At 70.0% G+C, this 17,226-nt stretch carries 14 protein-coding genes, 2 tRNA genes and 1 rRNA gene; 8 read left to right on the plus strand and 9 right to left on the minus strand.

Annotated features, from left to right (window positions below; genetic code table 11):
* The first annotated feature begins 20 nt into the window (after positions 1-20).
* Entirely contained in the window at positions 21-602 is a 582-nt protein-coding gene (locus H0E84_RS17460; protein WP_180679934.1) for an LON peptidase substrate-binding domain-containing protein, read from the plus strand.
* A gap of 12 nt (positions 603-614) precedes the next feature.
* Here the strand turns inward: H0E84_RS17460 and H0E84_RS17465 are convergent, their stop codons facing one another.
* Positions 615-2,633 (minus strand): bifunctional DedA family/phosphatase PAP2 family protein, encoded by a 2,019-nt coding sequence (locus H0E84_RS17465; protein WP_180679935.1) that lies wholly within the window; start codon positions 2,631-2,633, stop codon positions 615-617.
* A gap of 112 nt (positions 2,634-2,745) precedes the next feature.
* Between H0E84_RS17465 and H0E84_RS17470 the strand changes: the two genes are divergently transcribed.
* Together H0E84_RS17470 and H0E84_RS17475 are read left to right on the plus strand one after the other, a co-directional pair.
* Positions 2,746-3,408 (plus strand): protein kinase family protein, encoded by a 663-nt coding sequence (locus tag H0E84_RS17470; protein WP_180679936.1) that lies wholly within the window; start codon positions 2,746-2,748, stop codon positions 3,406-3,408.
* Positions 3,409-3,559: 151 nt separating this feature from the next.
* The gene (locus H0E84_RS17475; RefSeq protein WP_180679937.1) at positions 3,560-4,378 is read left to right on the plus strand and encodes an SDR family oxidoreductase; all 819 of its coding nucleotides are present in this window, start codon (positions 3,560-3,562) and stop codon (positions 4,376-4,378) included.
* 37 nt (positions 4,379-4,415) lie between these two features.
* Here the strand turns inward: H0E84_RS17475 and H0E84_RS17480 are convergent, their stop codons facing one another.
* Entirely contained in the window at positions 4,416-5,285 is an 870-nt protein-coding gene (locus H0E84_RS17480; protein WP_180680089.1) for an ion transporter, read from the minus strand.
* Between the two features lie 92 nt (positions 5,286-5,377).
* On the opposite strand from H0E84_RS17480, the gene H0E84_RS17485 reads away from it, so the two are divergent.
* Complete coding sequence (locus H0E84_RS17485; protein WP_345776341.1) at positions 5,378-6,583, plus strand: acetylornithine transaminase; 1,206 nt, start codon at positions 5,378-5,380, stop codon at positions 6,581-6,583.
* Between the two features lie 29 nt (positions 6,584-6,612).
* Here the strand turns inward: H0E84_RS17485 and H0E84_RS17490 are convergent, their stop codons facing one another.
* From H0E84_RS17490 to thiE, 5 genes are all read right to left on the minus strand, one after another.
* Positions 6,613-8,841, minus strand: a complete 2,229-nt coding sequence (locus H0E84_RS17490) for a TonB-dependent receptor family protein (protein ID WP_180679939.1) — start codon at positions 8,839-8,841, stop codon at positions 6,613-6,615.
* A gap of 292 nt (positions 8,842-9,133) precedes the next feature.
* A complete protein-coding gene (locus H0E84_RS17495; protein ID WP_180679940.1) occupies positions 9,134-10,258 on the minus strand; it encodes a trans-sulfuration enzyme family protein in 1,125 nt (374 codons plus the stop codon).
* A 54-nt stretch (positions 10,259-10,312) separates the two neighbouring features.
* A complete protein-coding gene (locus H0E84_RS17500; RefSeq protein ID WP_180679941.1) occupies positions 10,313-10,978 on the minus strand; it encodes an HAD-IA family hydrolase in 666 nt (221 codons plus the stop codon).
* Positions 10,975-12,267 carry a glutamate-1-semialdehyde 2,1-aminomutase gene (hemL, locus tag H0E84_RS17505; RefSeq protein WP_180679942.1) on the minus strand — a complete coding sequence of 431 codons (1,293 nt, stop codon included), beginning with the start codon at positions 12,265-12,267 and terminating at the stop codon, positions 10,975-10,977. Before hemL ends, H0E84_RS17500 begins: the two co-directional genes overlap by 4 nt.
* 83 nt (positions 12,268-12,350) lie before the next feature.
* Positions 12,351-12,992 (minus strand): thiamine phosphate synthase, encoded by a 642-nt coding sequence (gene thiE, locus H0E84_RS17510; protein ID WP_180679943.1) that lies wholly within the window; start codon positions 12,990-12,992, stop codon positions 12,351-12,353.
* A gap of 68 nt (positions 12,993-13,060) precedes the next feature.
* Here thiE and H0E84_RS17515 point away from each other — a divergent pair, with 68 nt between their 5' ends.
* Positions 13,061-13,252 (plus strand): rubredoxin, encoded by a 192-nt coding sequence (locus H0E84_RS17515; protein WP_180679944.1) that lies wholly within the window; start codon positions 13,061-13,063, stop codon positions 13,250-13,252.
* Positions 13,253-13,290: 38 nt separating this feature from the next.
* Here the strand turns inward: H0E84_RS17515 and H0E84_RS17520 are convergent, their stop codons facing one another.
* Both H0E84_RS17520 and H0E84_RS17525 read right to left on the minus strand, forming a co-directional pair.
* Entirely contained in the window at positions 13,291-14,136 is an 846-nt protein-coding gene (locus tag H0E84_RS17520) for a SirB1 family protein (RefSeq protein WP_180679945.1), read from the minus strand.
* 47 nt (positions 14,137-14,183) lie between these two features.
* Positions 14,184-14,636: a DUF192 domain-containing protein gene (locus H0E84_RS17525; RefSeq protein ID WP_180679946.1), complete on the minus strand. Its 453-nt coding sequence runs from the start codon at positions 14,634-14,636 to the stop codon at positions 14,184-14,186.
* Between the two features lie 584 nt (positions 14,637-15,220).
* On the opposite strand from H0E84_RS17525, the gene H0E84_RS17530 reads away from it, so the two are divergent.
* The 3 genes from H0E84_RS17530 (at position 15,221) to H0E84_RS17540 (ending at position 17,092) form a co-directional block, all read left to right on the plus strand.
* Positions 15,221-16,765, plus strand: a 16S ribosomal RNA gene (locus H0E84_RS17530).
* 105 nt (positions 16,766-16,870) lie between these two features.
* A tRNA-Ala gene (locus tag H0E84_RS17535) sits at positions 16,871-16,946 on the plus strand.
* A 69-nt stretch (positions 16,947-17,015) separates the two neighbouring features.
* Positions 17,016-17,092, plus strand: a tRNA-Ile gene (locus H0E84_RS17540).
* Positions 17,093-17,226 lie beyond the last annotated feature (134 nt).

A 17,226-nucleotide genomic window follows, 5' to 3' on the forward strand; every position in this document is an offset into this window, starting at 1 on the left:
ATCCGTGGCACAACTGCCGCATGAGCGACGACGGCCAGCTCCTGCCGCTGTTCCCGCTGCACTCGGTGCTGGTGCCGGGCGCGGCGCTCGGGCTGCGGGTCTTCGAGCCGCGCTACCTCGACCTGGTGCGCGACTGCGGCCGCAGCGGAGGGACCTTCGGCATCTGCCTGATCCTCGATGGCGAGGAGAGCGGCGCTCCGGCATCGCCGGCCGCGTACGGCACCGAGGCGCTGATCGAGGACTTCGACCGCGATGCGGACGGCCTGCTGTCGCTGCGCGTGCGCGGCGCGCGGCGCTTCCGGGTGCACAGCACCCGGGTCCGCGACAACGGCCTGGTAGTGGCCGGGATCGCGTGGCAGGACGAGGATCCGCGCGTGCGCCTGCTGCCGGAGCATGCGCTGCTGGCCGAACTGCTGCGGCGGATCCTGGAGCATGCCGGTGCGGCGGTCTCGGGGGTACCCAAGGCGCGGTTCGACGATGCCGGCTGGGTCGGCTGGCGCCTTGCCGAACTGTTGCCGCTGGAGCATGCGCAGCGGCAGGCCCTGCTGCAGGAGGCGGACCCGCACCGGCGGCTGCAGCAGTTGCTCGAATTCGTATCCTGAACCGCGGCGCGGTCAGCCGGGCGGGGGCGTGGCCGGAAGCGCCGGCCCGGCGGTGCGGATGCGCAGCACCGGCCGGCCCGAGCGCGGGTGCGTGTCGCTGCGCGCATCGAGGCCCCCGACGTCGCCGCGCAGGCGTTCCCACGCGGTGGCGCCGGCATCGCCCTGCGGCTGCCAGAGTCCGAACAGGCCGAACGGCCGGGTGTAGTCCAGCGTCTGTACCGAGCCGATCCACAGCGGCGTCCCGCCGGACAGGCGCGCCGGCGCGCGCCACAGCCGCAGCACCTGGATGCGCTCGGGCGAGAGCGGGCGCCGCAGCAGCAGCGATTCCGCGCTGGTCTCGAGGGTGGCCGGCAGCACCGGCTGGGCGTCCGGCGCGGTGTCGTCGTCGAGCAGTCCGAGGGTGGCGGTCCAGTCCGCCTGGGGCTGGATGCGCCAGCCATGCGGCTCCAGCTGGGCCTGCAGCGGCTGCAGCGGGCCTGCAACCTGGACGTCGAGGGGCCAGCGCTGTTCGCTGTCGCGCTCGTTGCGCTGCGACGGCAGGCGCGCCCACCCGCTCCGCCACCAGTCGTCCTGCGCCATGCTGATGTTCGGCAGCGGCGGGGTGAAGCTCGCCAGCAGCGGGTCCACTGCGCGCGGCGCGTGCCATGCCGCCGCCACCACGAAGCTGCCGTAGAAGACCCAGGCCAGCGGCCGCATCCAGAACGAGCGCGCCACGTGGCGCCGGTACGCCAGCCCCAGCGCCAGCAGCCAGACGATGCCCAGCAGCATTCCGCCGACCACGTCGCTGAGCCAGTGCGCGCCGAGGTAGATGCGCGAGAAGCCCAGCAGCGACACCACCACGCCGGACACCAGGTAGGGCCATACCCGGGTGCGGCCCGGCAACTCGCGCGCGATCAGCACCGCGAAGAACCCGAAGGCGATCGTGGCCATCGTCACGGTCATCGACGGGAAACCGAAGCCGAGGTGCGCGGTCGGCGGCTGCGGCATGTCGATCAGCCGCTCCAGCACGGTGGTCAGCACCAGCCCGAAGGCGAGGGCCGCCAGCCAGTGCGCGGCGGCGATCCAGCGCCGCCGCCAGAGCAGCCACAGCGTCGCCAGCCCGGCCGCCGGCACCAGCACCGCCGCGTCGCCGATCGACGCCAGCCCCGCGAGCATGCGGTCGGCCAGCGGGTTGCGCAGGGAAACCATGAACTCGTACACGCTGCGGTCGATCGCCAGCGGCTCGCCGCGCATCAGGACCGTGGTCAGCAGCGCGAACCAGGCCCAGGCGATCGCCAGCAGGCAGGCCGCGAGGATCGCCAGCGACGGAGACTCCGGTCGGTTGGGGTCGATCAGCGCCGCGGCGTAGCGACCCAGGCGCGGATGGGTGCGCGTCCATTTCAGCGCGCGCGCCAGCAGCGCATTGGCGTGGCCGTCGAACCAGCGCCAGGTGTAGAGCACGCTGGCCCACGCCAGCGCCATCACCGCGAGCATCGCCCCGAGCACCAGGGCGAGGCGGTCGGCGACCGCCGCCACCGCGTCGTAGGAGGCGCCGAACAGCCACCCCGGCGCCAGGAACGCCACCGACCAGGAGACCGCCGCGAACAGGCTCACCGGCACGTAGCGGCGCAGCGGCATCCGCAGCATCCCGGCGATCGCCGGTACGAACGGCCGCACCGCGCCGACGTAGCGCGCGATCAGGATGCTCTTGGTGCCATGCCTGCGAAACAGGGTCTCGCCGCGGTCGAGCAGCTGCGGATAGCGCCGGAACGGCCAGTGGGCGTGCATCTGCGAACCCCAGCGGCGTCCGACCCAGAAGCTCAGCGCGTCGCCGGCGAAGGCGCCCGCGGCGGCGCAGGCGATCGCGTAGCCGCCGTCGATGTGCCCGAGCCCGATCAGCGTCCCCACCGCGAAGAGCAGCGGCAGCGCCGGTACCACGATGCCCAGCACCACCAGCGAATCGAGAAACGCGATCAGGAAGATCAGGCCGCCCGCGGCCACGGGATGCGCGCTGATCCAGGCGAGGATGCTGTCGAACCAGGCATCTGTCATCGCGCAATTATGGCAGCCGCGGTGCCGGCGGCGGGTCGCCTTCGACCATGGTTGCGCGACCGGGTGCCGGGTGCGGCGCTCCGGGGCCGGAGCCAGCGCCTACAATGCGGCGATGGCACGCGAGGACGCCGTCGAGATCCAGGCCTTGAAGGCCGACAGCTTCGGCCGCATCGCGCTGATGCGCGACGCGCGCGGCGTGTTCGTGCGCCGCGATCTCGCCCACGTGCCGCCGTGGCTGCGGCTGCCGGCCTGGTGGCTGGCGCGCCGCGAGGCGCGCGGCCTGCGCCGCGTGGCCGGCCTGCCCGCGGTCCCTCGCCTGCTGGGATGGGACGGGCGGCGCCTGGACCGCAGCCACCTGGCCGGTGCGGCCATGTACCAGCGCCCGCCGCGAGGCGACCTGCGCTATTTCCGCCAGGCCAGGCGCCTGCTGCAGGCCCTGCACCGGCATGGCCTGGCGCACAACGACCTCGCCAAGGAGGCCAACTGGCTGGTGCTCGAGGACGGCAGCCCGGGGATCATCGACTTCCAGCTCGCCACCTGCGGCAATCCGCGCGCGCGCTGGATGCGGCTGCTGGCGCGCGAGGACCTGCGCCACCTGCTCAAGCACAAGCGCATGTACTGCCGCGAGTTCCTGACCCCGGTGGAGCGGCGGTTGCTCAAGCGCCACTCCTGGCTGCGCGACCTCTGGTTCCGCACCGGCAAGCCGGTGTACCGCTTCGTCACCCGGCGCATTCTCAAGTGGGAGGACAACGAGGGCCAGGGGCCGAAGCCTTGAGAGCCGGTGATTCGTGATTGGCAGAACCGCGATTGGTGATTCGTGATTCGCAAGAGCAGGAGCCCGAGTGCGCTAGCATCTGACCAATCACCAATCACCAATCACCAATCACCAATCACCAATCACCAATCACCAATCACGGGTATCCCCCATGTCCACGCTCGCTGGCAAGACGCTCTTCATCACCGGCGCCTCGCGCGGGATCGGCCTGGCGATCGCGCTGCGCGCGGCGCGCGACGGCGCCAACGTGGCGATCGCCGCCAAGTCCGACGTTCCCAACCCGAAGCTGCCCGGCACCATCCATACCGCCGCCCAGGCGGTGGCCGATGCCGGCGGGCAGGGGCTGGCGCTCAAGTGCGACATCCGCGAAGAGGACCAGGTGCGCGCGGCGGTGGCGGCCGCAGTGGATGCCTTCGGCGGCATCGACATCCTGGTCAACAACGCCAGCGCGATCTGGCTGCGCGGCGCGCTGGACACGCCGATGAAGCGCTTCGACCTGATGCAGCAGGTCAACGCGCGCGGCAGCTTCCTGTGCGCCCAGGCCTGCCTGCCGCACCTGCTCGAGGCGCCCGATCCCCACATCCTCACCCTTGCGCCGCCGCCTTCGCTGGACCCGAAATGGTGGGCGCCGCATACCGGCTATACCCTGGCCAAGATGGGGATGAGCTTCGTCACCCTCGGCCTGGCCGGGGAGTTCGGCCCGCGCGGCGTGGCGGTCAACGCGCTGTGGCCGCGCACCCTGATCGCCACCGACGCGCTGAACATGATCCCCGGCGTGGAGCAGGGCAACGGCCGCGACCCGGCGATCATGGCCGATGCCGCGCACGCGATCCTCACCCGTCCCGCGCGGGGCTTCAGCGGGCAGTTCCTGATCGACGACGAAGTGCTGCGGGAGGCCGGCATCGCCGACCTGGACCGCTATGCGGTGGATCCGTCGCAGCCGCTGCTGCCCGACCTGTTCCTCGATTGAAGGCGCCCCGGCGCGCCCGCACCCGGGTTCGCCGCCCTCAGTCCGCGCGCGGCAGCGGTCCGCCGCAGCGGCGGCAGTGCGCGGCGTCCGCGGCATGGCCGCGCAGGCCGCATTGCCCGCAGCCGCGCGCGTCGTGGCTGCGCGCCTCCGCGTCTTCCTGGCGCAGGTGGGTGACCAGCTCGGCGGTGTAGATGCCGGTGGGGATGGCGATGATGCTGTAGCCGATCAGCACCAGGATCGAGGTGATGAAACGTCCGGTCGGGGTGACCGGCACGATGTCGCCGAACCCGACCGTGGCCACGGTGATGATCGCCCAGTACATGCTCAGCGGAATGTTGTCGAAGCCGTTGGCCGGACCCTCGATCACGTAGATCAGCGCGCCGGCGATCACCACGATCGTGACCACCGCGAAGATGAACACGAAGATCTTGCGCCGGCTGCGCCACAGCGCCTGTACCAGCACCCCGCTTTCCTCGACGTAGCGGGTCAGCTTGAGAATCCGGAACAGGCGCAGGATGCGCAGCACCCGCACCACCAGCAGGCTCTGGCTGCCGGGCAGCAGCAGCGACAGGTAGGTGGGCAGGATCGACAGCAGGTCGATCACCCCCCAGATGCTCAGCGCGTAGCGCAGCGGCCGCCGCACCACCACCAGCCGCAGCACGTATTCGGCGGTGAACAGCAGCGTGAACGCCCATTCCAGCCCGTAGAGCAGCCGTGCGTGGCCCAGATGGATGGAGGCCACGCTGTCCAGCATCACCGCCACCACGCTGGCCAGGATCGCCACCACCAGCAGCAGGTCGAAATTGCGCGACAGCGGGGTGTCGTGCCGGTAGATGATGTCGAACCCGATGCGGCGCCAGCCGGTGGCGCTGGCGGGCTCGAGTGGTGGGGCGGTGCCCGGACGCATCGGCATGCTCATCCGCCGATTGTGCCGCAGGTGCGGCGATCGGTGAGAATGCACCTCCTCCGCATGGATTCTGGACGATGCCGGATACGGTCGTGTCGCCTCTCTCGCTCGCCGACCGGTACCTGCCGGTCTACCGGCAGCGCGCGCTGGTGCTCGAGCGCGGCCGCGGATCGCGGCTGTGGGACAGCGACGGCCGCGAGTACGTCGACTTCGCGGCCGGGATCGCCGTCTGCGGCCTCGGCCACGGCGACCCGGACCTGCTGGCGGCGCTGCAGGAGCAGGCGGGGCGCCTGTGGCATACCAGCAACGTATTCCACAGCGAGCCGCCGCTGCGCCTGGCCGACGAGCTGGTCAGGGCCTCGCGTTTCGCCACGCGCGTGTTCCTGTGCAACTCCGGCGCCGAGGCCAACGAAGCGGCGATCAAGCTGGTGCGCAAATGGGCGGCGACCCAGGGGCGCCCGCCGGAGCGGCGCACCATCCTCACTTTCAGGGGCTCGTTCCACGGCCGTACCCTGGCCGCGGTGACCGCCACCGCGCAGCCGAAGTACCAGGCCGGCTACGAGCCGCTGCCTGGCGGGTTCCGTCATGTCGATTTCAACGACGTTGCGGCGCTCGAGGCGGCGATGGGGGGCGGCGACGTGGCCGCCGTGCTGGTCGAGCCGGTGCAGGGCGAAGGCGGAGTGATGCCGGCCGCGCCCGGCTTCCTGCAGGCGATACGCGCGCTCTGCGACCGCCACCGCGCGCTGCTGGTGCTGGACGAGATCCAGTGCGGCATGGGCCGCACCGGCGGGCTGTTCGCCCACTGGCAGGACGGCGTCACCCCGGACGTCGTCACCCTGGCCAAGGCGCTGGGCGGGGGCTTCCCGATCGGCGCCATGCTGGCCGGGCCGGAAGTGGCCGAGGTGATGCGGTTCGGCGACCACGGCACCACGTTCGGCGGCAACCCGCTGGCGGCGGCGGTGGCGCGGGTGGCGCTGCGCAAGCTGGGTTCGGCGGAGATCGCGGCCAACGTCGCCCGGCAGTCCGCCGCCCTGCGCGCCGGCCTGGCCGCGCTCGACGACAAACTGCGGCTGTTCTCCGGCGTGCGCGGACGTGGCCTGATGCTGGGGGCGGTGCTGGCGCCCGATCTCGCCGGGCGCGCCGGCGAGATCCTCGACCACGCCGCTGCCGAGGGCCTGCTGCTGCTGCAGGCGGGGCCGGACGTGCTGCGTTTCGTGCCGCCGCTGAACATCGGCGACGACGACATCGCCGAGGGCCTGCAGCGCCTGGGCGCCGCGCTGCGCGCGCTGGCGCGCTGAGGCCGGCTGCGGCGCTCCGTGCCGCCTGCTCAGAACCGGTAGCGAACCCCGACAAAGGCGCTGCGCGGGCGCCCCGGCCGCGCGCCGTAGGGGCGCCGCGCGGCCAGGTAGGTCTCGCCCAGCAGGTTCTCCACCTTGCCCAGCAGCTCCAGCTCGCCGGCGATGCGCCAGCTGGCGGCGAGATCGACGATGGTGGCGCCGCCGATGCGTTCCCCGGCCGGGATGTTTCCCTGGCCGGCGGTCTCGCGCATCTCGTCGATCCAGGTCGCGCTGAGGTCGGCGGACCAGCGCTCGCCTTCGGCGCCGACACCCAGCCACAGCAGCTGCTCGGGCAGGTAGGGCAGGGCGTCGCCCGCGGCCACCTCGCCCCATTCCTCGAAGTCGCTGCCGAAGCTATTGCGGAACTCGGCATCGGTCCAGGTATAGCTGGCGCGCAGCGGGAACCGCACCGCGCCGTCGCGATTCGCGGTCCAGGCCAGGCGGGCTTCCATGCCCGCCATGCGCGCCCGGCCACCGTCGAACTGCGCGCCGATGTCGCAGCCGCCTCCGGTGGACTCGGTGCAGGTGCCGACGAGATTGGCGTAGTCGTTGTAGAAGGCCACGGCCTCGCCGGAGAGCCCGCCGCGGTCGAGGCGCACGCCCAGCTCGTGGTTGCGGCTGCGCTCCGGCTCGGCGTCGGACCCGGGGCCGGGCGGGTTGAAGCCGCGGGTGACGCTGCCGAAAAGCGTCCAGCCCGCGCCCAAGTCCCAGCTTGCGCCGAAGCCGGGGATCCACTGGTCGATCTCGCTGCGGGTGACGCGGGTCGGCGCCTGCCCGCGGCCTTCGGGCGTGCGCGCGTAGTCCACGCGCTGCAGGCGGATGTCCTCGTAGCGCAGCCCCGGCGCCAGGGTCAGGCGGCCCACCGAGATCTCGTCGGAGAGGTACCACGACCAGGCTTCGGCGCTGCCGACGCGATTGTCCTGGCTTCCGGGCAGCCCGGGGGTGGTCAGCAGCATCCGGCCGTCCTGCATCCGGTAGCGATCGTCCTGCTGGAAGCGGTCCTCCTCGTCCTCGTGGTAGCGCACGCTCGCCTGCAGCTGGTGCGATGCATGCGCGCCGTCGATGCGCCAGCCTAGCGCCGTCTGCACCCCGCGCGCCTCGTAGGCGCGGTTGTTGTTGCGGATGCGCAGCGCGTCGGCGGGCGAGTCGCCGCCGGTGAGCCAGGCGAATTCGGCGGCGAAGGCGTCCGGGTCGGCCAGCACCGCGCCGAGGCCGGTGCCGGCGACGTCCTGCAGCTTGTACCAGGCGCGGGTGGTCTCGTGGCGATAGACGACGGTGCTCAGGTCGACGCGATCGTTGAAGGCGATGGCATGGCGCAGCTGCGCGTCGGTGTGCTCGACCTCGATGTCGTCGAGCCGGCTGGCGGCGTAGCGGCGGTACGGGGTCGCGCGGAAATCCGCCTCGGCGAGGCCGAGATAGGTCTCGTCGGAGTCCTGGTCGCTGCGGCCCAGGCGCAATTCGACGCGCTGGGCCGGGCCGTCGCGGGAGTCGCTGGTCCAGGCCAGCTTGACCAGGCTGTCCTGCAGGTCGTAGCCGGTGTCGCCGCCGCCGTCGAGCCGCTTGAAGCCGTCGCTGTGCTGCTGCACGGTCTCGACCAGGAAGCCGAAGCCGTTGTCCTGCCGTCCGCCGAGCCAGGCGTGGCCGAGGACGGTGTCGTCGCGGCCGAACAGCACGCTGGCATGCCCGCCGAGGGGCGCCTCGGGAATCGGGGTGGAGATGAGGTTGATCGCGCCACCGGTGGTGCGGGGCCCGTTGCGCACTGCGGCCGCACCCTTGAGGATCTCCACGGCGCTCATTCGCGCGGCCGTGGGAAAGTAGTAGGCGGCGGGGGCGGCGTAGGCCGCCGGGGCGATCAGCACGCCGTCCTCCATCAGGGTGATGCGGCTGCTGCGGTCGATGCCGGAGCCGCGGATGCCGATGTTCGGGCGCAGGCCGTAGCCGTCCTCCTCGATCACGTAGACGCCGGGCGCCTGCCGCAGCACGCGCTGGATGTCGGTATGGGAAAAATCCTGCAGCGCGTCGATGCCGATGTACTGGGCGGCGCCGGTGATCTCCCGGGCGCGCGCGGCGCTGCCGATCACCTGGATCCGGTCGAGGGTGTTGGCATCGGTGGCTGGGGCCGACTCCGCGTACACGGGGCCATGGAGTGCGGCCAGAAGCGCCAGGCACAGGATTGCGCCCTGCGGACGGCGGGCGAGGGTCTCTCGGAAATTCGGCATCGGGGCGGGTCAGAAGTTGGGGGAAAGGCCGGGCTCGGCTCGATGCGATTGTAAATGATAATGATACGTATTGACGAAAACGGTCGGCCGGGTCTGGCCCGCCGTCGTAGAGCGGAGCTTGCTCCGCTGCTCCCGGCTCCGGAGCCCACGCAGCCGAGCAAGCTCGGCTCTACGAGGCCCCGGAGCCCACGCAGCCGAGCAAGCTCGGCTCTACGAGGCCCCGGAGCCCACGCAGCCGAGCAAGCTCGGCTCTACGGGGCTACGGAGCCCACGCAGCAGAGCGAGTTCGGCTCTACAGCCCGGTCAATCCCTGGCGCAGATCCTCGATCAGATCCTCGACGTGCTCCAGGCCGACAGACAGCCGCAGCAGCCCCGGCGGGGAGACCGGCCGGTCTCCCTCCACCGAGGCACGGTGTTCGACCAGCGATTCGCAGCCGCCCAGCGAGGTGGCATTGGTGAACAGCCGCAGCGCGCCGGCCAGCCCAAGCGCCGCGTCGCGTCCCCCGCGCAACTCGATGCTGAGCATGCCGCCGGCGTCATCCATCTGCCGTGCGGCGACCGCGTGGCCGGGGTGCGACGCGAGCCCGGGATAGTGGACCCGCTCGACCTGCGGTTGCACGGCGAGGAATTCCGCGACCCGGCGCGCATTGGCGCAGTGCACCGCCATCCGCGCCGGCAGCGACCGGCAGCCGCGCAGCGTCAGCCAGGCACTGAACGGTGCCAGCGTGGCGCCGGTGGCGTGCAGGCGGCGCGCCACCCGTGCGAAGCAGGCGTCGGCGCGCGCGAACGCCAGCGCCCCGCCGAGCACGTCGCTGTGGCCGCCGAAGTACTTGGTGGTCGAATGCATGACCACGTCGGCACCGAGCGCCAGCGGCCGCTGCAGCACCGGCGTGGCGAAGGTGTTGTCGCAGGCGAGCAGCGCGCCGTGCTCGTGGGCGATCGCCGCCAGTGCGGCGACGTCGCTCACCGCCAGCAGCGGATTGGACGGCGTCTCGACCCAGACCAGGGCCGCCCCGCCCGCACAGGCGGCACGCACCGCCGCCGGGTCGGTGGTGTCGACCGCGATCGCTTCGATGCCCCGCTCCGGAAGGAACTCCGCCGCCAGCACGCGCAGGCCGGTATAGCAGTCTTGCGGGAACAGGACCCTGGTGCGGGGGCCGAGCGAATCGAGCAGCGCCGAGATCGCCGCCATGCCGGAGGCGAAGGTCAGCGCCGCAGCGGCTCCCTCCAGCGCGGCGATGGCGGCGCGCAGGCGGTCGTTGGTCGGGTCGCCCTCGCGCTGGTACTCGTAGCCGGCCGCGCGTTCGGCGGCCGGCCCGTGGCGGAAGGTGGTGGACAGATGGATCGGCGGCGACAGCGCGCCGGTGGCGGCGTCGGCGTCGCCGCCGGCGTGGATGGCGAGGGTTTCCAGGCGCATGGATCGGTTCCGTGGCGGTGCACCCGCAGGTTGCGGGAGCGGTCCCGGGAGAAGCTAGCCGATCCCGGCGCCGATTGCGTGCGCGCCCGGGTCCGGCTGCAGCGCGAAGCCGTGGCGGCGCAGCGCGGCGCCCAGGCTCGCCGCATCCGCCACGCATTCCGCGTGCAGGCCCACCGCGCGGGCGCCGGCCACGTTGGCGGGCTTGTCGTCGAGGAACAGCGCCTGTCCGGGCGCGGTATCGAAATGCGCCAGCGCGCGCCGGAAGATCGCGGCATCCGGTTTGCGCATGCACAGCGCGCCCGAGCACAGCACCGCGCCCTCGAGAACCGGGAACAGCGGCGCCAGCAGCGTCCGGCAGGCCTCTGCGAGCAATGCGCCGTTGTTGGTCAGGATCCCGACCCGCGCCTGCGCGGCCACCGCCTGCGCCAGCGCGACGACCGCCGGGTCGACGCTGCTTCCGGCCACCCGGGAAGCGATCCACAGCGCCTCGTCGACCGGTGCGCCCAGCCCCGCCCCGAGCCTGTCCAGATAGGTGGCGGTATCGATCAGGCCGCCGTCGTAGTCGCTTTCCAGGCCCGACTCGAACAGCACCTGGGAGACGCGTTCCCCTGCGACGCCGCAGCCCTGCGCAAGATGCGCGATGCGCGCCTGGTGCGAATAGCGGGCCAGCACGTCGTCGAAGTCGAACAGCACCAGCTGCGGCAGCGAAGCCCCGTTCATGCGCGGGCGGCAGCGAACGCCTCGCGCGCGGCGTCGACGGTGGCAGCGACGATGGTTTCGTCGTGCGCGGCCGAGACGAATCCCGCCTCGAACGCCGACGGCGCCAGGAACACCCCGCGCGCGAGCATGGCGCGGAAGAAGCGCGCGAACGCCGCGGCGTCGCAGGCCACCGCGCCGGCGTAGGTATCGACGGCCGGCGCCGCGGTGAAGAACAGCCCGAACATCGCGCCGACGCGATTGGTGGTGAGCGGCACGCCGGAATCGCGCGCCGCCGCCTCGAGGCCGTCGCACAGGGCGTTGGCCGTGGCCTCCAGTCGCTGGTGGAACTCCGGTTCCTGCACCAGTTCCAGCATCGCCAGGCCCGCCGCCATCGCCACCGGGTTTCCGCTCAGGGTCCCGGCCTGGTACACCGGGCCCGCCGGCGAGACCTGCTCCATCAGCTCGCGGCGGCCGCCGTAGGCGCCGACCGGCATGCCGCCGCCGATGATCTTGCCGAAGGTGCTGAGGTCCGGAGTCACCCCGTAGCGCGCCTGGGCGCCGCCGAGGGCGACGCGGAAGCCGGTCATCACCTCGTCGAAGATCAGCACCGCGCCGTGGCGGGTGCACAGTTCGCGCAGGTGCGGGAGATAGCCGTCGCGCGGCGGCAGGCAGTTGGCGTTGCCTACCACCGGCTCGATGATCAGCCCGGCGATGTCGTCGCCGGAGCGGTCGAACAGCGCGGTTGCGGCGTCGAAGTCGTTGTAGGGCAGGGTGAGGGTCAGGTCCGCGAGCGCCTTGGGCACGCCGGGCGAGTCGGGCACGCCGAAGGTCAGGGCGCCGCTGCCAGCCTTGACCAGGAAGGAGTCGCCATGGCCGTGGTAGCAGCCCTCGAACTTGACGATGCGCGCCCGTCCGGTGGCGCCGCGCGCCAGGCGGATCGCCGACAGGGTCGCCTCGGTGCCGGAATTGACCATCCGCACCATCTCGCAGGACGGCACCAGCCGGGCGAGGGTTTCGGCCATCGTCACCTCGGCCGCGCAGGGCGCCCCGAAGGACAGCCCGTCGCGCGCCGCGCGCTCGACCGCCTCGCGCACCCGCGGATGGTTGTGGCCGGCGATCATCGGCCCCCACGAGCCGACGTAGTCGATGTAGCGGTTGCCGTCGACGTCGAACAGATACGGGCCGTCGGCGCGCGCGACGAAGAACGGCTCGCCGCCGACCGAGCGGAAGGCGCGTACCGGGGAATTCACGCCTCCGGGCATCAGTTCGCGGGCGCGGGCGAAGAGGGCGTTCGAGCGGGACTGGTTCATGTCGGGTCCTGTGGCGATGCGGTGGCGCCACCGCGGTCGGCGGATTCGCGTGCGTGCGGCGACGCCCAGAGACGCTGGTCGAATCAGGTCGCGCCGGGGGCGTCGAAGCAGCGTCGCAGGGAGCGCGCTGCGGCCGCCGGGTCGCCGGCCTCGAACACGCCGCCGATGACCGCGATCAGGTCCGCGCCCGCCTCCACCAGCGGCCCGGCATTGTCGGCGGTGATGCCGCCGATCGCCACCCTTGGCAGCCCCCAGCGGGCGGCGGCGCCCAGCAGCTCCGGACCGGCGCGGCGCGCTGCGGTCTTGCTCCGGGTCGGGAAGAACGCGCCGAAAGCGAGATAGCTGGCGCCCGCCGCCGTCGCGCGCGCGGCCCGCGCCAGGTCGTCGTAGCAGGACACCCCGATGATCGCGTCGACGCCGAGCGCCGCGCGCGCCGCCGCCGGATCGCCGTCGTCCTCTCCCAGATGCAGTCCGTCGGCGCCCACCGCGCGCGCGAGGTCCAGGTCGTCGTTGACGATCAGCGGCACGCCGGCGGCGCTGCAGCGCTTCCGCAGCGCGGCGGCCTGCTCCCGGCGCAGGTCCGCGCTGGCCGCCTTGTTGCGGTATTGCAGCCACGTGGCCTCGCCGAGCACGGCGTCGACGCGGCGCAGCAGCTGCGTGGTGTCCGGTTCGTCCGGCGTGACCAGGTAGAGGCCCCGGGGTGACGGGGCTGGGGGTCCGTTCATGCGCATCGGTTCCGAAACAGGCCTGCAGATGGGACAATGGCCCATTCCGCAACGCAGTGCACCTTCGGATGAACCAGCCCGCCACACAGGCCGCCTTCCGCACCTGGATGTGCGTCGTCTGCGGCTTCATCTACGACGAGGCCGCGGGATTGCCCGAGGAGGGCATCGCTCCCGGCACGCGCTGGGAGGACGTGCCCGAGGACTGGACCTGTCCCGACTGCGGCGTCACCAAGGACGATTTCGAGATGATGCCGCTGTAGGACGCGTTCCGCTCCGCCGGGCCGCGTTCCAGGGTCCGTCAATTCAGGCGCCCGGGGTCGCCGCTCGCCTCGATCAGGTACTCGCGCATCGCCCGGGCGTCGGGCGCGTCGGGCGCCAGCAGCAGATAGCGTCCGAGGTCCTGGCGCGCGCCGCGGCGGTAGTCGAGCTGCAGGTAGCCGAGCCCACGGTCGCGCAGCGCCTCGGCATCGTCGGGCAGCAGCTTGAGCACGCGGTCGGCGCAGCGCACGGCGCGCGCCCAGTCGCCGCTCTCGGCGTACACGCCGTGCAGGTTGCGCAGCATTCGGCCGAGGATCGCGCGGTGGGAGGCGGGATGCAGGATCTGCTGCAGCACGTGGTCGTCGATCGCGCTTCCGCCCACGTGCGGTCGCGCGCGTTCGCGCAGTTCGTCGACGTCGAGCGGGCGGCCGCGATTGAACGGATCCATCACCAGCAGGCCGTCGTCCACCGGCAGCCGCACCAGGAAGTGGCCGGGAAACGACACCCCGTCCAGCGGCATGCCCAGGCGCCTGGCGACTTCCATCTGCACCAGCGCCAGCGAGATCGGAATGCCCAGGCGCCGTTCGAACACCTCGTTGAGATAGCTGTTGCGCGGGTCGTAGTACTCGTCGTGGTTGCCGCTGTATCCGACCTCGTCGAACAGGTATTCGTTGACGGCCAGCATCTTCAGCGGCCATAGCGGAATCGACCCGAGGCGCGGACGCAGCTGTTCGACGTGGCGCTGGAGCACGCCGTCGTATTGCCGGGGATCGAGGTCGGGGTATTCGTCGCGGGCGATCAGCAGCGCGGTGCCGAGCAGGGGGATCGAGGCGTCGTCTAGCGCGGCCAGCCTGTCCCAGTCCGGCAGCGGGGATTCGCGGTCCATGGCCCAAGCCTGCGCCGCATGCCTGCGTAGCGCAAGGCGCGGGCGGATCAGCGGGCTTCGGCGATGCCCGGGCCGAGCCGGAGTTCGTCGCCGTCGCGCAGGCCCAGCCGCGCCGCTTCGCCCGCATTCAGCTCCAGCACGTAGCGTGCCGGCGCCGAACTCGGGTACGCGGGGCAACCCACGCCGCTGACGCAGGGGGGAACGTCGCGCTGTTGCGAAACCAGGCGCAGCCCGTTGTCGAAGTACAGGATGTCCAGGGGAATGCGCGTGTTCTTCATCCAGTAGGCCTGGCGCTCCTCGCGCTCGTGGATGAACAGCATCCCGCGGCCAGCGTCCAGGGCGTCGCGGAACATGAGGCCGCGGGCCCGGGACTGGTCGTCGGCCGCGATTTCCACCAGGTAGCGGTGCCCGCCCACTTCCACCCACGGTTCGCGGGCGCTGGCGCAAGCCGCGCAGAGCAGGAGGACCAGCGGCAGGATCAGGTGTCGGAAGGTCGGCATGGGGGAAGTGGTCCGGGTCTTGGGGGCGTGTCCAGGCGACGATCCTGCAGGCGGGCGCGCTGCGTCAAGAAGAATCCAGGCCGGAAGCCGCTGGACCCCCTTCCCAGGCCATCGCAACCAGTGCACAATGCGCCCCCCGCGACGGAGCGGCCGGCTCGCCGGCTCCCGGGACGGGGCGGAGAATCGACCATCGTGAGGTGTTGACGTTCTCCGAAACCGCGCTAGAATGTGCGGCTCCCTCGACGGGAAGCGCCTTCGGGCCGGAACGTTGAACGGATGGCAAGGTCGCCCCGAAATGGGTGTTGACGAAAGCCAAAGTCGCGCTAAGATGGGCGGCTCACCTCGGCGGAAGTCGAGGATTGCGGATCCAGGCGCTGAGGCCTGATCCCGAAGTTCTTTGACAGTGTGCGCAGGTGACTTGTGCGGGCGTCTGGCGGGTGGATGACCATCCAACTTGCAGACGTTCGTAACAGAGCAACAAGTCAATTCAAATGCATGCAAATGCAAGCGAGTAATTTGGGGCTCAGGAGCGACGACTGCACTCAAGCAATTGACCGAGTCCTTCGGGACGAAGTCGCAATACTTAAGTGAAGAGTTTGATCCTGGCTCAGAGTGAACGCTGGCGGCAGGCCTAACACATGCAAGTCGAACGGCAGCACAGGGGAGCTTGCTCCCTGGGTGGCGAGTGGCGGACGGGTGAGTAATGCATCGGAATCTGCCTATTTGTGGGGGATAACGTAGGGAAACTTACGCTAATACCGCATACGACCTACGGGTGAAAGCGGAGGACCTTCGGGCTTCGCGCAGATAGATGAGCCGATGTCGGATTAGCTAGTTGGCGGGGTAAAGGCCCACCAAGGCGACGATCCGTAGCTGGTCTGAGAGGATGATCAGCCACACTGGAACTGAGACACGGTCCAGACTCCTACGGGAGGCAGCAGTGGGGAATATTGGACAATGGGCGCAAGCCTGATCCAGCCATGCCGCGTGGGTGAAGAAGGCCTTCGGGTTGTAAAGCCCTTTTGTTGGGAAAGAAAAGCAATCGGTTAATACCCGGTTGTTCTGACGGTACCCAAAGAATAAGCACCGGCTAACTTCGTGCCAGCAGCCGCGGTAATACGAAGGGTGCAAGCGTTACTCGGAATTACTGGGCGTAAAGCGTGCGTAGGTGGTTCGTTAAGTCTGATGTGAAAGCCCTGGGCTCAACCTGGGAATTGCATTGGATACTGGCGGGCTAGAGTACGGTAGAGGGTGGCGGAATTCCCGGTGTAGCAGTGAAATGCGTAGAGATCGGGAGGAACATCCGTGGCGAAGGCGGCCACCTGGACCAGTACTGACACTGAGGCACGAAAGCGTGGGGAGCAAACAGGATTAGATACCCTGGTAGTCCACGCCCTAAACGATGCGAACTGGATGTTGGGTTCAACTAGGAACTCAGTATCGAAGCTAACGCGTTAAGTTCGCCGCCTGGGGAGTACGGTCGCAAGACTGAAACTCAAAGGAATTGACGGGGGCCCGCACAAGCGGTGGAGTATGTGGTTTAATTCGATGCAACGCGAAGAACCTTACCTGGCCTTGACATGCACGGAACTTTCCAGAGATGGATTGGTGCCTTCGGGAACCGTGACACAGGTGCTGCATGGCTGTCGTCAGCTCGTGTCGTGAGATGTTGGGTTAAGTCCCGCAACGAGCGCAACCCTTGTCCTTAGTTGCCAGCACGTAATGGTGGGAACTCTAAGGAGACCGCCGGTGACAAACCGGAGGAAGGTGGGGATGACGTCAAGTCATCATGGCCCTTACGGCCAGGGCTACACACGTACTACAATGGGAAGGACAGAGGGCTGCAAACCCGCGAGGGCAAGCCAATCCCAGAAACCTTCTCTCAGTCCGGATCGGAGTCTGCAACTCGACTCCGTGAAGTCGGAATCGCTAGTAATCGCAGATCAGCATTGCTGCGGTGAATACGTTCCCGGGCCTTGTACACACCGCCCGTCACACCATGGGAGTTTGTTGCACCAGAAGCAGGTAGCCTAACCGCAAGGAGGGCGCTTGCCACGGTGTGGCCGATGACTGGGGTGAAGTCGTAACAAGGTAGCCGTATCGGAAGGTGCGGCTGGATCACCTCCTTTAGAGAACCGGACGGCATACGCCTGTCCAGGCGTCCGCACAAGTGACCTGCATCCAGTAGTTCCCGGCGACATGTCAAGCATGTCTGCCGCGGGAGCGTCCCTTACGGGGCCATAGCTCAGCTGGGAGAGCACCTGCTTTGCAAGCAGGGGGTCGTCGGTTCGATCCCGACTGGCTCCACCACGCTCCCCCGGTCATGCGGACTTCCTCGTGCGTCGGCCTGGTTGGCCGGACCCGAGGGCGAGCATCTTCGGGTCTGTAGCTCAGGTGGTTAGAGCGCACCCCTGATAAGGGTGAGGTCGGTGGTTCGAGTCCTCCCAGACCCACCATCGATGCGACTCCCGCAAAGAACACTGGATGACCTGCACACACTCAAGAATTGATGCGCAGCGGCGCTGAAGCCGTTGCGATGATCTTTGAAAATCGGGATGTAGCGAAGCGTTTGAGACGAATGTCCAGACGT

Source organism: Luteimonas salinisoli (assembly GCF_013425525.1).
Taxonomy (GTDB): Bacteria; Pseudomonadota; Gammaproteobacteria; order Xanthomonadales; family Xanthomonadaceae; genus Luteimonas; species Luteimonas salinisoli.